At 35.4% G+C, this 15,619-nt stretch carries 16 protein-coding genes; 8 read left to right on the plus strand and 8 right to left on the minus strand.

The genetic code is table 11. From position 1 onward, the window contains the following. Positions 1-81 precede the first annotated feature (81 nt). Complete coding sequence (locus P177_RS18040) at positions 82-1,086, plus strand: SDR family oxidoreductase (RefSeq protein WP_036157041.1); 1,005 nt, start codon at positions 82-84, stop codon at positions 1,084-1,086. On the opposite strand, the gene P177_RS18045 is transcribed toward P177_RS18040, so the two are convergent. Genes P177_RS18045 through P177_RS18055 form a run of 3 tightly spaced genes read right to left on the minus strand, consistent with a single transcriptional unit; the run spans position 1,070 to position 3,566 of the window. After that, complete coding sequence (locus P177_RS18045) at positions 1,070-1,501, minus strand: DUF4296 domain-containing protein (protein WP_036157043.1); 432 nt, start codon at positions 1,499-1,501, stop codon at positions 1,070-1,072. The two genes, P177_RS18040 and P177_RS18045, sit on opposite strands and share 17 nt — an antisense overlap. Continuing rightward, complete coding sequence (locus P177_RS18050) at positions 1,498-2,835, minus strand: dihydroorotase (RefSeq protein WP_036157045.1); 1,338 nt, start codon at positions 2,833-2,835, stop codon at positions 1,498-1,500. Before P177_RS18050 ends, P177_RS18045 begins: the two co-directional genes overlap by 4 nt. A gap of 2 nt (positions 2,836-2,837) precedes the next feature. Further along, positions 2,838-3,566, minus strand: a complete 729-nt coding sequence (locus P177_RS18055; RefSeq protein ID WP_036157046.1) for a polyprenol monophosphomannose synthase — start codon at positions 3,564-3,566, stop codon at positions 2,838-2,840. A 135-nt stretch (positions 3,567-3,701) separates the two neighbouring features. Between P177_RS18055 and P177_RS18060 the strand changes: the two genes are divergently transcribed. The 3 genes from P177_RS18060 to P177_RS18070 are packed head-to-tail and all read left to right on the plus strand — an operon-like array spanning position 3,702 to position 6,780. Next, a complete protein-coding gene (locus P177_RS18060) occupies positions 3,702-5,375 on the plus strand; it encodes an ArnT family glycosyltransferase (protein WP_036158770.1) in 1,674 nt (557 codons plus the stop codon). A gap of 53 nt (positions 5,376-5,428) precedes the next feature. Next, the gene (locus P177_RS18065; RefSeq protein ID WP_245233087.1) at positions 5,429-6,028 is read left to right on the plus strand and encodes a DUF4271 domain-containing protein; all 600 of its coding nucleotides are present in this window, start codon (positions 5,429-5,431) and stop codon (positions 6,026-6,028) included. 8 nt (positions 6,029-6,036) lie between these two features. Beyond that, positions 6,037-6,780 carry a uroporphyrinogen-III synthase gene (locus P177_RS18070; protein WP_036158773.1) on the plus strand — a complete coding sequence of 248 codons (744 nt, stop codon included), beginning with the start codon at positions 6,037-6,039 and terminating at the stop codon, positions 6,778-6,780. A 57-nt stretch (positions 6,781-6,837) separates the two neighbouring features. On the opposite strand, the gene pckA is transcribed toward P177_RS18070, so the two are convergent. From pckA to P177_RS18090, 4 genes are all read right to left on the minus strand, one after another. Further along, positions 6,838-8,454 (minus strand): phosphoenolpyruvate carboxykinase (ATP), encoded by a 1,617-nt coding sequence (pckA, locus tag P177_RS18075; RefSeq protein ID WP_036157050.1) that lies wholly within the window; start codon positions 8,452-8,454, stop codon positions 6,838-6,840. Between the two features lie 257 nt (positions 8,455-8,711). Next, positions 8,712-9,839: a glycerate kinase gene (locus P177_RS18080; protein ID WP_036157051.1), complete on the minus strand. Its 1,128-nt coding sequence runs from the start codon at positions 9,837-9,839 to the stop codon at positions 8,712-8,714. After that, entirely contained in the window at positions 9,840-11,306 is a 1,467-nt protein-coding gene (locus tag P177_RS18085; protein ID WP_036157054.1) for an SLC13 family permease, read from the minus strand. A 61-nt stretch (positions 11,307-11,367) separates the two neighbouring features. Beyond that, a complete protein-coding gene (locus tag P177_RS18090; RefSeq protein ID WP_036158776.1) occupies positions 11,368-11,760 on the minus strand; it encodes a DUF423 domain-containing protein in 393 nt (130 codons plus the stop codon). An 81-nt stretch (positions 11,761-11,841) separates the two neighbouring features. Here P177_RS18090 and P177_RS18095 point away from each other — a divergent pair, with 81 nt between their 5' ends. The 4 genes from P177_RS18095 (at position 11,842) to P177_RS18110 (ending at position 14,802) form a co-directional block, all read left to right on the plus strand. Further along, the gene (locus tag P177_RS18095) at positions 11,842-13,215 is read left to right on the plus strand and encodes a saccharopine dehydrogenase family protein (protein WP_036157056.1); all 1,374 of its coding nucleotides are present in this window, start codon (positions 11,842-11,844) and stop codon (positions 13,213-13,215) included. Positions 13,216-13,364: 149 nt separating this feature from the next. Continuing rightward, positions 13,365-13,835, plus strand: coding sequence for an Lrp/AsnC ligand binding domain-containing protein (locus P177_RS18100; RefSeq protein WP_036157059.1), 471 nt, complete (start codon positions 13,365-13,367; stop codon positions 13,833-13,835). A 38-nt stretch (positions 13,836-13,873) separates the two neighbouring features. Further along, a complete protein-coding gene (locus P177_RS18105) occupies positions 13,874-14,191 on the plus strand; it encodes a hypothetical protein (protein WP_036157061.1) in 318 nt (105 codons plus the stop codon). A gap of 104 nt (positions 14,192-14,295) precedes the next feature. Further along, positions 14,296-14,802, plus strand: a complete 507-nt coding sequence (locus P177_RS18110; RefSeq protein ID WP_036157062.1) for a ferritin — start codon at positions 14,296-14,298, stop codon at positions 14,800-14,802. A gap of 92 nt (positions 14,803-14,894) precedes the next feature. On the opposite strand, the gene P177_RS18115 is transcribed toward P177_RS18110, so the two are convergent. Continuing rightward, positions 14,895-15,590 (minus strand): zinc metallopeptidase, encoded by a 696-nt coding sequence (locus P177_RS18115; protein ID WP_036157064.1) that lies wholly within the window; start codon positions 15,588-15,590, stop codon positions 14,895-14,897. Positions 15,591-15,619: the final 29 nt, after the last annotated feature.

The following is a 15,619-nucleotide window of genomic DNA, read 5'->3' on the forward strand; positions in this document are numbered from 1 at the left end:
TGCAAATATAAATGGAATTCTTGCCAGTACACAGCAGATTAAAGCATGAATTTATCCACTTGTATTCCCTAAATTTGAAATATGATATTAGTTACAGGAGGCACAGGGTTGGTGGGGTCGCATTTGCTACTGAAATTATCAATGGATCATGATAAAGTTTACGCCTTATACAGAACTAAAGACAAGTTAGCTCAGGTACAGAAAATCTTTTCTTATTATTCTGATAACGCTACCGCTCTTTTCAATAAAATTGATTGGGTACATGGTGATATTTTAGATATCCCATCTTTAGAAAATGCCATCAAAGGTATTACACATGTGTACCATTGCGCCGCTTACATTTCCTTTAACCCGTCTGATTTTAAAAAGTTGGAACGTATTAACCGTGAAGGAACTGCCAATATTGTAAATATCTGCATTGCAAACGGTGTAAATAAATTGTGCCATGTAAGTACTATTGGCTCCATAGGAAGAACTTTAAACGGAGAAAAAGCAAACGAAGAAACCGAATGGACACACCAAAACACCAACCCGTATGCAATAACAAAACATCTTGCCGAAATGGAAGTTTGGCGTGGTGCACAAGAAAATTTGAACGTGGTAATTGTAAATCCCGGTGTAATTCTTGGACCAGGGTTTTGGAATAGCGGTAGTGGCTCATTTTTTAAAACCGCCGCAAAAGGTTATAAATATTACCCACCTGGCGGATCAGGATTTATAACCATAAACGATGTCACCAATATTATGATCGCACTTATGAATTCTGATATTTATAATGAACGATTTATTCTGGTAGCCGAAAACTTGACCTATAAACAAATATTAGAAAAGATAGCTTTGGCAATGGACAAAAAACCACCTACAAAAGCATTGAAATTTTGGCAATTAAAAATTGGTAAGATTGCAGATAAAATTAGAAATATACTAACGGGAAACCCTAGAACTATTACTAAAAATACAATTCACGGACTAAAACACCCAACAGTATTCAACAATGAAAAAATCAAGAACGCTTTGGACATGGAGTTTGAAAGTTTGGATGATCAAATAAAATTTTACTCCAAACTATTTATTTCTGAACGTTAGACAATACGGAATCTTTCTTTTTAATATCGATATCCTTTTTAGATTTCTCCGCAACACTTAAACTGTCCCTGACTTTTTTCTCAGCCTCCAGTTTTAGACGTTGATCTTCAAGATCAGACTCCACCTTTTTGTACATATTCTCATATCGTAAAGGTTTTGATGCATAGTACCTGTCACTATCTACAAACTGTGCACTATCAATTTCAAATTTCGCAAATATGAAAGACGTTGGTTCTACTCCGTTTTCACGTAACTTACTTAGATTGGTAGCTTTTGCGGCATTAACAATAGCCATTTCTTTAATAATCAATACCATTTTATCTTCCGGTATTAAATTATCGGGCTTTTCTATTAATTCTTCAACACAAGACGAAACCAATAATAGTACTACCGTTAAAAGGAATAATTGCTTCATGGTCTATTAAATGTTAGCCTTTTTGCATTGCGCTTTTCAGAAAACTGTCCGTTACTGTACCCTAAATGTCCGTTTATAAAAGTATGCACAATCTTAGATGTAAACGTAGTATCTTCAAAAGGAGACCATTTACATTTATACGCGATATTTTCTTTGGTAACTGTCCAAGGGCTATTTAAATCCGCTACTACTAAATCCGCATAATAGCCCTCACGAATATATCCGCGCTTTTTAATTTGAAATAGTATTGCCGGATTATGACACATTTTCTGTACCATTTTCTCAAGGGTAATTTTCCCTTCTTTAACCTTTTCCAACATCGCATTTAATGCATGTTGCACTAATGGTCCTCCTGAAGGTGCTTTTGTATACACATTATTTTTTTCCTCCAATAAATGCGGGGCGTGATCAGTAGCTATTACATCTATTCTATCGTCTAACAGCGCACCCCATAACATATCTCTATCCTTGGCTGTTTTCACGGCTGGGTTCCATTTTATCAACGTTCCTTTATTTGCATAGTCGGCATCAGAAAACCAAAGGTGATGTATACATACCTCTGCAGTAATTTTCTTTTGTTCCAAAGGAATATCATTACGGAACAGATCGGTTTCTTTTCCTGTGGATAAATGAAACACATGTAACCTTGCACCTGTTTTTTTAGCTAAAGCAATTGCCCTTGATGAAGAAAGATAACATGCCTCTTCGCTTCTAATAATAGGGTGCATTGCAACAGGAATATCATCACCATACTCTGCCTTATACTTTTCCATGTTTTTACGAATGGTAGTTTCATCTTCACAGTGTGCAGAGATGACCATTTCAGTATTGCTAAAAATACTCTCTATAACTTTCTCATCATCTACCAACATATTACCTGTAGATGAACCTAAAAACAATTTAATACCTGAACAGGCATTTTTATCAAGTTTCTTTAATTCCTCAAGATTATCATTGGTACCACCAAATAAAAAAGAATAATTGGCAAATGCAGAATTCGCTGCAGTTGCGAATTTCTCTTCTAATTTTTCTATTGTGGTCGTTTGTGGCGTTGTATTGGGTTGCTCCATAAAGGTGGTAATACCACCTGCAAGTGCCGCCCTACTTTCTGTTGCAATTGTTCCTTTATGGGTAAGGCCCGGCTCCCTAAAATGTACTTGATCATCTATAACACCCGGGAATATATGTTTCCCAGAGACATCAATTACTTCAGCATCTGGATCAGATATGTCTTTTTCTATTTTCGCTATTAGGTCATCTATAATGAGAATATCACTTTCTTGTGCTACTCCCTCATTAACAATTATTCCGTTTTTCAATAAAATTTTACCCATAACTAAAACTTATTTTTTAAAAATAGACTTCTCATTTTCATTACAAACACACCCCAAATAGCCTCACTAACAATAGATGAACTCATTTTAGACTTTCCCAATACACGATCTCTAAAAATAATAGAAACCTCTTCTATTTTAAAATGCTTTAAATACGCCCTAAACTTCATTTCTATTTGAAATGCATAGCCTACAAAACGAACCGAATCTAAATCTATAGCTTCTAACACCTGTCTTTTGTAACATACAAAACCAGCGGTAGGATCATCTACGCGCATACCGGTAATGAGCTTTACATATATGGATGCACCGTAAGACAACAATACCCTATGCAGTGGCCAGTTAACTACATTCACCCCTTTTTTATATCTAGAACCAATTGCCAAATCAGCTCCATTTTCACAGGCTTTTTGCAATCGCAATAAATCTGACGGGGTATGTGAAAAATCGGCATCCATCTCGCATATATAGTCATAACCTTTGGCTATTGCCCATTTAAAACCATGAATATATGCTGTACCTAATCCTGATTTTTCCAATCTGGTCTCTAAAAATAATTTACCCTTGAACTCTTCTTGAAGTCCACGAACACAGTCCCCTGTTTTATCTGGCGAATTGTCATCTACTATGAGTACATGAAATTCTTTCTGCAAATCAAATACCGCCCTAATTATAGCCTCTACATTCTCAATCTCGTTATATGTAGGTATGATTACGATACTACTGGACATATGTTATTTATAGGTGTTTTGACAAAAGTAAGGTTTTAAAATTCTTATTAAAATGGGCAACAATACCTTTATGATATTTTTACACTAGTTACCTAACCTTAAATTTGTAATTTTGCCATTTAGTAACCTATGCAAATGTTGACTAAAATTCCAAAGCAGTTTTACTTTTTTTTAGCTGCCATATTCATTTTAAATCTTATTCAATCTAGTTTTACGCAACTCATTTTTGACGAGGCCTATTACTGGTACTACAGCCAGAACATGGCTTGGGGCTATTTTGACCACCCACCAATGGTGGCGGTTTTAGTGAAAATAAGCAGCTTCTTTTTTAATGGCGAACTGGGTGTGCGTTTTATGAGCTGCGTGCTATCTGCCATAAATATTATTCTCCTTTGGTTATTGATAGACAACCCTAAGAAGAACGACTACATAAAACATTTCTTTGTGTTGGTCTTTTCAATGACCCTGCTTAACGCCTATGGTTTTTTCACCTTACCAGACACACCGCTATTATTTTTTACTAGTTGTTTTTTGCTTACTTACAAACATTTTATAAAAAAGCCAACCGCAGGCCTAGCTATACTTTTAGGCATATTCATGGCCGCATTGATGTATAGTAAATACCATGCAGTGCTGGTCATATTTTTTGTCTTATTATCCAACCTTAAACTTACTACGAACAAATATGCCTGGCTTGCCGTTATTATTGCGTTATGCTGTTATGCCCCGCATTTTTATTGGTTGTACGAGAACGACTTTGTATCTATTAAATATCATTTATATGAACGCCCCAACGGCGCATACCGATTTGAAAAATACACCTTAGGCTTCTTCGTGAATTTGGTAGCTATTTTTGGTCTGACTTTTCCGTTTATATATAAAGCGTTGTTTAAAACGAAAGGAAACGACCTCTTCAACAAGGCGCTTATCTATCTTACTTACGGTGTACTGATTTTCTTTTTCGTTTCTAGTTTTAACAGAAGGGTTCAAACACAATGGATTATTATCGTTTGCATTCCATTGGTGATTATCACATTCAACTACATGCTACAAAACAAGCAAGCCTTAACTTGGATTTATAGACTAGGACTTATCAATACTGTTCTAATTATTTATTTAAGAATGGGACTTGCATACCAACCTCTACTTTTTAACTTCTATTACGAAAGTCATGGTAATAAAGAATGGGCAAAGGCTATTGAAGAGGAGGTTGGCGATATACCTGTGGTATTTGAAAACTCCTACAGAAATGCACCAATGTATTCTTTTTACACCGATGCTACACCGACCTTTTCTTTGAATAATTTCATGTATCGAAAAAACCAGTATTCAATTGATGATTCTGAGGAGCAAGTTCGCGGCAAAGGTGTAGCTTATGTTTCCAAATATTTAAATAACCCTACTTTTACTTACACTAGAGAAGATGGTGGTTTGTACAAAGGCAAATATATTGACAACTTTCAGTCTTACCGAAAACTAGACTGTATTGTTGAGGACATCCCTTTTGCTTTAAATTCTGAAGAAAGAATAGATTTAAAAATATACAACCCGTATCAAAAGGATATAGACCTTAAAAAGCTGAAATTTGCAATAACATATATGGATGACTACAAAAGCCCTGTAGAAACCCTGCAAATGACTCCAGAATCTATACAAACCGGAATTACAGCCTTAAAACAACAAGACACCACTAATTTTATATTTCAATTGCCTAAAACAAAAAAGGAAAACATTGGTTACTTTAGAGTGGTAATTTCTGAGAACGATCTTTTATACGGTCTAAATGGAAAAGCAATTCACATTAAATAATGGAACCTATTGCAAGAACTTTTGAGCAAAACGATTGGATCACCATAACACTCATGGTAAGCTTGTTGTTTCCGTTAATAGCCAAAAGTATTTATTACCCACGTTTTTTAAACTTCATCATCCTTCCTTTTAACAACAAGTATATTACTATACATTCGAAGAAAGAAAAGCTGTTTAATTGGTTTCATTTTCTAATGAGCGTGTTTCAAATTGTCAATTTAACCTTATTTATTTTTTTTATTTGGCGTTCATACCTAAATCCTACTGAAGCTAAAAACCCTTACATTTTTCCATTATTACTTGCAGGTGTTTTCCTATTTATAACCGCGAAAACAATGGCGCAGTTGTTCAACGGATTCATATTTAATTCCTACAACACCTTTAATGAGTTGATTTTTAAGAAACTAACCTACCTTAATTACGCGGGCATTGTTCTTTTCATTGCTAATGTGTTTTTAGCATATGTTTTTATTGACTCGCAAATCGTAATTATTATTGCACTAATTCTATTTTTTACAATCAATATAATTGGTTGGGTAACAGTCCTCAGGAATTACCAAAAATTCATAAGCAGCTATTTTTTCTATTTTATTTTGTACCTTTGCGCACTCGAAATTGCACCCTTAGTTATTATGGGAAGCTTTCTAAAATAGTGCAGCATATGAAAGTAAAAACGATTTTGGTCTCGCAACCTGAGCCGAAAATGGAAAACTCCCCCTATTCCAAGCTTATAGACAAAGAGAAAGTAAAGGTTGATTTTAGACCGTTCATACATGTAGAAGGAGTTGACGCAAAAACCGTGCGTCAGCAAAAGATAGATCTGAATGATTTTACTGCTATTATCTTAACAAGTAGAAACGCAGTAGATCATTTCTTTAGAATTGCAGACGAAATGCGTTTTAAGGTGCCAGATTCCATGAAATACTTCTGCCAATCTGAAGCGGTAGCCTATTACCTTCAAAAATACGTGGTCTATAGAAAACGTAAGATTTACGTAGGAAAAAGATTATTCACGGATTTAGTGCCATTGATTAAGAAATATAAGGATGAAAAATTCTTACTTCCTTCTTCAGATGTACTTAAACAAGACGTTCCCGATACTTTAGATTCTCTAAGCATTAATTGGAAAAGAGCTATTTTTTACAAAACTGTTATTAGCGATCTTTCTGATTTACGTAATGTATACTATGACATTTTAGTATTCTTTAGTCCGTCCGGAATTGAGTCTTTATTACAGAATTTTCCAGATTTCGATCAAAAGGAAACTAGAATTGCCGTATTCGGTAACTCTACAGTAGATGCTGCAACCGATGCCGGTTTACGTATAGACATTAAAGCACCAACACCTGAAACACCTTCTATGACCATGGCGTTACAGAAGTACATAATAAGTGTAAACAAATAGAACCCTTAAAATATTTGATATAAAAAAAGCCTTGCATTGCAAGGCTTTTTTATTGTTTTATAATGCGTACCGCTGTGGTCCGCCTCTTCTTATTTCTTCACTGGCGTAACTTTCAAATTTTTTGAAGTTTTCCCTGAAGGCATTTGTCAATTTAAATGCAGTTTTATAATATTTCTCATCGTCGTTCCAAGTTGCTCTTGGACTCAATACAGAAGTTGGTACACCAGGGCACTCTCTAGGTTGTGCTACACCGAATACAGAGTGAATATGGTACTTATCATATGAATACAAGCCAAGATCACCGTTTAATGCGGCAGATATCATAGCTCTAGTATACTTTAATTTCATTCTAGTTCCAACTCCATAAGGTCCGCCTGTCCAACCTGTATTCACAAGCCAAACATCTACACCAGATTCTTTCATTTTCTTGCTCAACATTTCAGCATACTTTGTTGGGTGTAATGGCATAAAAGGTGCGCCAAAACAAGCTGAAAATGATGGTACAGGCTCTACAACACCTGCTTCTGTACCCGCAACTTTAGCTGTGTAACCAGAAATAAAGTGATATGCAGCCTGACTAGGAGTAAGCTTAGATATTGGAGGCAGTACACCAAAAGCATCTGCAGTTAAAAAGAAAATATTCTTTACATTCTTACCAATAGATGGTTGCTGAATGTTATCTATATGATGAATTGGATAACTAACCCTTGTATTCTGTGTAATTGAAGTATCGGCAAAATCAACATTGCCCTTATCATCTAGCACTACATTTTCAAGTATTGCACCTGGTTTGATAGCTCCATAAATTTCAGGCTCTTGTTCTTCAGATAAGTTAATCACCTTTGCGTAGCAACCCCCTTCAAAATTGAAAACGGTATTTCTACTTGTCCAACCATGCTCATCATCACCTATTAATTTTCTATTGGGATCTGTTGATAACGTTGTTTTCCCTGTTCCAGATAATCCAAAAAAGATTGCAGTATCTCCATCTTCGCCAACATTTGACGAACAGTGCATTGGCAATGTTTCCTTATAAACTGGCAGAATAAAGTTTAAGGCAGAGAAAATACCTTTTTTGATTTCCCCTGTATATCCTGTTCCACCAATCAATGCAATTTTATCAGTGAAATTCAAGATTGCAAAATTATGTTGCCTTGTTCCATCTAATTCTGTATCTGCCATAAAACCAGGTGCGTTTATTACAGTCCACTCTGGCGTAAAATCCTCTAATTCTGCTTCTGTAGGACGTAAAAACATATTATAGGCAAACATATTCGACCAAGGATACTCATTGATCACACGTATATTTAACTTATAATCTTCGTCTGCACAAGCGTAACTATCCCTAACAAAAAGTTCTTTTTCGTTTAAATAACTAATCACCTTAGTATATAAGGCATCAAACTTTTCCTTTTCAAATGGAATATTGATATCTCCCCACCAAATTTTATCTTTTGTTATATCGTCCTTGACAATATATCTATCTTTAGGGGATCTACCTGTAAATTCACCAGTATTCACAGCAAGTGTACCGTTGCTGGTTTCAACTCCCATATCCATTTCTAGAGTGGCTTTTTGGAGATTTTCCGGTGTTTCCTGATAATGAAAATTGGCGTGTGTAATCCCATAGTTTTTTAGGGATATGGTATGCGCATTTGTCGTTGAGCTTTTCATGCTTTAGAAAATTTGTTCGTGTAAAACTAAAAAAATAAAAGCTGAACCACTGATTTTCAGAGCTCAATTAGCGCCATTTCTCGTCGAAATACGAATTCAATCAAAGAATCGCTATAAACAAAAAATATTCGCAGACACTTTATTCCTTTTAATACATATTATAAGGAGATAACGCGTTTTAAATACATTATTACTATTTAGGACTTAAAATTTTAAGAAATAAATAAAAAAAGAGGTATTTTTTTGACACCCAATTTTTACTTTTTAGAGAAATATTCAGCTGTTTTTGCAGTTAAAAGCAGGGCTGCGTGCTTCATATTATACTCCAAATCTTTATACTCGTCTTGAATATCAAAAACATCAAAAACACCTATTTCTTTTAACTGGTCCTTTGAGATTTCTAACATTCCGCATATGGCAATTACAGGAATATTATATTCTTTACCCAAACCTATAACGCCTTGTAATAATTTACTATTCAAATTTTGCGCATCAATTTTGCCTTCACCGGTAATTATATAATCAAAATTCTCCTTATCTAAAATTTCCCTTAAGCCAGACAATCCTAAAATAAAGTCCATAGCACTCAAGAATTCCGCATTTAAAAAAGTTTTCAACCCAAAAGCGGCACCTCCTGCGGCACCAGCACCAGGTACATTATTTAGAAATACGTTATACTTATCTGAAACTACCCTATTCAATCTTATTAAACCCTTATTCAATTCTGCTATTACCTCATCTGTTGCGCCTTTGTATTTTGCATATACATAAGCTGCTCCATTTTCACCAAACAACGGATTGATTACATCATGAACCGTATAAAACTTCACTTGCTTTAGTTTATCAGACACACGTGAATCATCAATAGACCTTATTAATTGTAAACTTGAACCAATAGGAGGCAACAGTACTCCATTTTCATTTAAAAAATCAAAACCTAAAGCATGCGCAATGCCAATACCACCATCATTGGTAGCACTTGCGCCAAGCCCTATATAAATATGCTTTACCCCTTTTTCAACAGCATCTTTAATTTCAATACCGGTACCATACGTAGTGGTCAACATAGGGTTACGTTCATCAAAAGGCAATAAATCAACACCCGATGCATTGGCGAGCTCTATGTAAGCCGAATTATCCTCTTTGTTATATAAGTAATAGGATCTTATGGGTTCTCTTAACGGATTCTCACTTATTACCTCAACCGAAATACATGGTTTATAATTGGAAATAACTTTCAAGAAACCTTCTCCGCCATCTGTTGCTTTAATAAAACGGGAAGAAAAAGGCACACCCGCTTTCTTCATACCATCAACAAAGGCATTAGTAAATGATTCACTTGTTAAAGAACCATCAAATTTATCAGGAATTAGTAATAGCTTCATTTATTTGAATTTTTGGGGGAAACTATTTATTGAAATTTCCCACAACTCTGGGAGTACAAAATATACGAAAAAGGTCAATATAATGATAGAAATAATATTCATAAAGAATCCTTTGCCAACCATATCTGGAATTCTCAGATAACCTGAACCAAAAACCACTGCATTTGGAGGTGTAGCAACCGGTAACATAAAAGCACACGATGCCGCAACCGCAGCACCCACCATTAATACAAACGGATGCACATCTATTGTTAACGCCATAGGGGCTAATACTGGTAACAACATTGCCGTAGTTGCCAGATTGGACGTAATTTCAGTTAGAAAATTCACCGCTGCTATCAATACTAAAATCAGAATTATTATAGGTAACCCAGATAACGATGTCATTTGACTACCGATCCATACCGCCAATCCGCTAACTTCAAATCCTTTTGCCAATGCCATACCGCCACCGAACAAAAGAATGATACCCCACGGCATTTTTACGGCTACTTCCCAATTAATGAGTTGCTCTCCTTTCTTCTTTGAAGGAATCAAGAATAATACAATTGAAAAAAATATGGCTATGATAGTATCATCTAAGCCTGGTAAGATCTTTTGCAATAAAAACGAGCGCGTGATCCAACAGAATGCAGTCAAAGCAAATACAAAAGCCACTACCTTCTCTTCATATGAAATTTTACCAAGATTGGATAGTAAACGTTTGATCTCTTCCTTACCTCCTGGAAAGGATTTCTGCTTAAAGCTAAAAGCATACTGTGTCAAATACTTCCAACAAATGAAAATCAGAATAATTGAAATGGGCAAACCAAAGGCAAACCATTGCATAAAAGTAATTTCATAACCATAAGTATCTAAAACCACACCTGCCAAAACTAGGTTTGGCGGTGTACCTATAAGCGTAGCCACACCGCCTATAGAAGCACTGTAAGCTATTGCCAACATTAGCGCCTTACCAAAGGTCTTATTTTCATCTTCTACCGTATCTGGGTTATCTTGTAACTGTTTTATAATCGCCAAACCGATAGGCAGCATCATTACCGAAGTAGCCGTATTGGAAATCCACATGGATAAAAAAGCAGTTGCCAACATGAAGCCCAGAATAATCTTTCTAACATCTGAACCTATGAGGTTGATAATATTCAAGGCTATTCTTCTATGGAGATTCCATTTTTCTATGGCAATGGCAATGATGAACCCGCCCATATAGAGAAATACATATTTATGACCGAAAGAACTTGAGGTAGATGACAAATCCAATCCGCCAGAAAGCGGAAATAGCACCAATGGCAACAATGCCGTTACAGCAATTGGTATTGCTTCTGTAATCCACCAAATGGCAATCCAAATGGTAGATGCCAAGACTGCATTTGCCTGTGCGGAAAGTCCTTCTGGATGAAAAAAGGAAAGAATCAACATAAAAGAAAGAGGACCCAAGACTAGTCCTAGTAATTTTGTTTTAGTCATAAAAATACCATTGATATGTTGAAAATAAGCTATTTAGTCACTCAAACGACGTATTCACCAGCTATTTTACAAATTTTGATTTCATTACACCATAGCCCATAAGTGCCCAAGCCGCAATTAAAAACAAACCCCCGATAGGTGTAATGATGCCGATAACCTTAAAATCAAAAGCTACCAATGAATTTAACGACAGCAGATAAATAGAAAAAGAAAATAAAACGATACCAATTACCGTACATATATAAATGGTCTTTTTAGACTTTACATATTCCAAAGGCAACAACCCAAGTACAAACAAGAAAAAGGCATGGTACATTTGATACCTAACTCCCGTCTCAAAAGTGGCTACAGATTGTGCATCCACCAAATTTTTTAACCCGTGTGCACCAAAAGCACCAAGAACAACTGCCAACATTCCAAATAGACACGCAGTACCTAAAATTGTTTTTTTCATAACTTTTATAATAACTTTTCTTATAAATGTAACAATTTGATACCTTAGTAAATCGTTACCAATCAAAAATACTGAAATCGTATGATGCGAAAAATTCTTGTTATAGGCGCAGGTAAATCTACCTCTTATCTGTTAGATTATCTTTTAGGAAAAGCGGAAGCTGAAAAATTAGAAATCACCATTGGCGACATTAACCCTGCTGCAATTCCATCATCGATTGCCGACCATTCGCATTGCAACGTTGTTGCTCTTGATATATTTGAAGATACGGCAAGGCAAAAAGCCATAGAAAATTCAGACGTCGTTATTTCTATGCTCCCCGCTCGTTTTCATATAAAGGTTGCAGAAGATTGTGTTCATCTTAAAAAGCATTTGGTTACAGCATCTTACGTTAGCCCAGAACTACTCTCTCTTAATGAAAAGGTAAAAGAAGCGGGATTAGTTTTTATGAATGAAATTGGCTTAGATCCCGGTGTAGACCATATGAGCGCTATGCAAGTGATTGACCGCATAAGAGATAAAGGTGGTAAAATAATATTATTTGAATCTTTCTGTGGTGGTTTGGTGGCCCCGGAACATGACAATAACCTTTGGAACTATAAGTTTACCTGGAATCCTAGAAACGTAGTTCTTGCAGGGCAAGGTGGAACTGCCAAGTTCATTCAAGAGGGCACTTATAAATACATACCTTACCACCGATTATTTAGGCGTACGGAATTTTTTGAAATTGAAGGCTATGGTCGTTTTGAAGGATATGCAAATCGCGATTCGTTAAATTACAGAGAGGCTTATAAATTACAAGATGCACTAACTATTTACAGAGGTACTATGCGTCGTGTCGGCTTTTCCAAAGCATGGAATATGTTCATTCAATTAGGAGCTACTGATGATACCTATACCATCGAAAACTCTGAAAACATGAGTTATCGCGAATTCATTAATCTATTCCTTCCTTACTCACCAACAGATTCCGTGGAATTAAAACTTAGACATTATCTAAAATTGGATCAAGATGATATCCGTTGGGATAAATTAATAGAACTAAATCTTTTTGACAACAATAAAATCATTGGAATACCCAATGCCACACCTGCTCAAGCTCTTCAGAAAATATTAGAAGATAGTTGGACACTTCAACCAGAAGAAAAAGATATGATCGTTATGTATCATAAATTTGGTTATGAATTAAACGGAGAAAAGAAACAAATAGATTCTAAACTTGTAGTTACTGGCGAAAACCAAACGTTTACGGCAATGGCAAAAACTGTGGGTTTACCAGTAGCCATGGCAGCTTTAAAAATATTGAATGGCGATATAACTACACCAGGTGTACAGATACCTATTACTAAAGAAGTGTACGAACCTATATTGGAGGAACTTGAGGATTACGGAGTCAACTTCATGGAATATGACATACCATATTTAGGTTATAATCCAAATTCTGTAGTCAACTAACACTTTTTAACTATCATTTTAAAACCAAATAAGTACATTTATGTTTTAAACCCTCATTATGGGTTCAATTACCCAAGGCTTGCCTTGAAATAATAAATTAATTAGTATACCTCGACCCTTTACAATTGAGGTAATTGATTTGAGAAAACATGAAAACACCTACTTCTTTGGCTAAAATTGACGGAATCGATAAAAAAATATTACGGTTTTTAATGGAAGATGCCCGTAAACCAGTACTTGAAATTGCAAGAAGTATTGGAATATCTGGCGCAGCTATACATCAACGTTTAAGAAAACTAGAAGCATCAGGACTTTTATCTGGATCTAAATTTATAATCAATCCTAAATCATTGGGTTATACTACCATGGCGTATATTGGTATTTATTTAGACAAAGCCATGAGCAACCCAAAAGCCGTAAAGCTCCTTGAAAAAATACCAGAAGTACTGGAATGTCATTATACCACTGGTAATTGGTCTATTCTCATTAAAGTACTTTGTAGAGATAACGAACATTTAATGCAAGTACTTAATAAAGAAATACAAGCTATAGAAGGTGTTTCAAGAACAGAAACCTTCATTTCTTTAGCCCAACAAATTGACAGGCAAATCACTATTTAATATTTTGATTTAATCTAAATAAGCATTAGATTTGACCCATGAAAGTGGTTTTTCGCTCAAAATTTTATACGCTATATCAATCTGACAAAGAGAAATGTCATTACTTGGACATGGATCAAAAGACCATTAAATTATCTTTTTGCCAATTTCTTGCCCTGCGAACTAAAGTACGTAACATCTCTATTGAAGACCATTTTGATTCTGATTTAAACAAGCACGGATTTGAAGTATTAATGCTTTGTAATAAAGAGCATCTTTTTGTTCTAAATACGGTGGAATTATTGGATTTAAAATCTTTGGTCGAATACGGCTTTCTTAGCTTTGATGTCGACCAACTTGTGAATACCATTGCCTAGCTACCCTTCCTTATTTATAATTAGTCTTAAATCAAATTCAAATTAAGGCGCATATTCTCTATTCTACCATATAGTTACTACTTTTACTACAAATTAGTAAAGAAATGAAAGATATCGCAAGATTAAATATGAGTATTAAGGTCACTTCTTTAGATGCCCTTAATGACCAAATACAAATGGAAGGTAAAGCCTCTTCATCTTATTTAGCTATGGCATCTTGGTGTGATCAAAATTCATATTCAGGCAGTGCAGAGTTATTCTATAGACAAGCTAACGAAGAGCGTGAGCACATGATGAAAATTTTTAAATTCATCAATGACTGCGGTGGTAATGCTATTTCTCCAGAAATATCTAATATAAATCATGACTTCTCTTCTTTAGAGGAAGTTTTTGAAACTGCTCTAGAACAAGAAATAGAAGTAACTAAGTCCATCAATAAAATAATTTCTTTAGCTAAGAAAACAGAAGATTATGCTGTTGAGAATTTCTTACAATGGTTCGTAAAAGAACAACTTGAAGAAGAAAAATCAATGAGAGACATTTTAGATCTTTTCGAACTTATGGGTAGAGAAGGTATTGCTATCAAGTTAATTGATGAGCGTATTAAATAAGAGAAATATTTTAAAGGAAGCGGTTTATACCGCTTAAATAAAAAAGGGAGCTAAATAAATTTAGCTCCCTTTTTTACATATACTTTTTGGTATTAATCTCTACCACCAAAAACTTGAAGTCCCCAGTATACCAAAGTTGCCAAAGAACCAATTGCAGCAACTAAATACGTACGTGCAGCCCATTTCAATGCATCTTCAGAGCCTTTATATTCTTCTGGTGTCACTATATTTTTGTTTTTTAACCATGCCAATGCCCTATTACTGGCGTCATACTCTACTGGTAGGGTTATAAAACTGAACAAGGTTGCCATACCCATCATTACTAAACCAGCAACAGCAACCCAATAACCGAAGCCTAAACCTGCAGCGGCACCTAAAGCCAAACCTCCAAAGACTACCCATTGCGCCATCCCAGATGTTACACTTACTATAGGTACCAATTTAGATCGCATACCCAACCACTCGTAAGCTTCTGCATGTTGTACAGCGTGCCCAACTTCGTGCGCAGAAACTGCCGCGGCAGCTGCATTTCTTTGATTGTATACTCCTTCACTTAAATTTACCGTTTTGTTAGCAGGGTTATAGTGATCCGTAAGCATACCAGGCGTAGAAACCACTTTTACATCTCTAATACCATGATCCGCCAACATCTTTTCAGCTATCTCCGCACCACTCATTCCATTTTGCAAATGCACCTTAGAATAATGCTTGAACTTACTCTTCAACTTACTACTAACTAACCAGCTGACCAAAGCTATTGCCCCAATCAGTATATAATATCCCATCATAACATTTCAATTTTTAAATCGATTAAATA

It is taken from the genome of Maribacter forsetii DSM 18668, assembly GCF_000744105.1.
Taxonomy (GTDB): domain Bacteria; phylum Bacteroidota; class Bacteroidia; order Flavobacteriales; family Flavobacteriaceae; genus Maribacter; species Maribacter forsetii.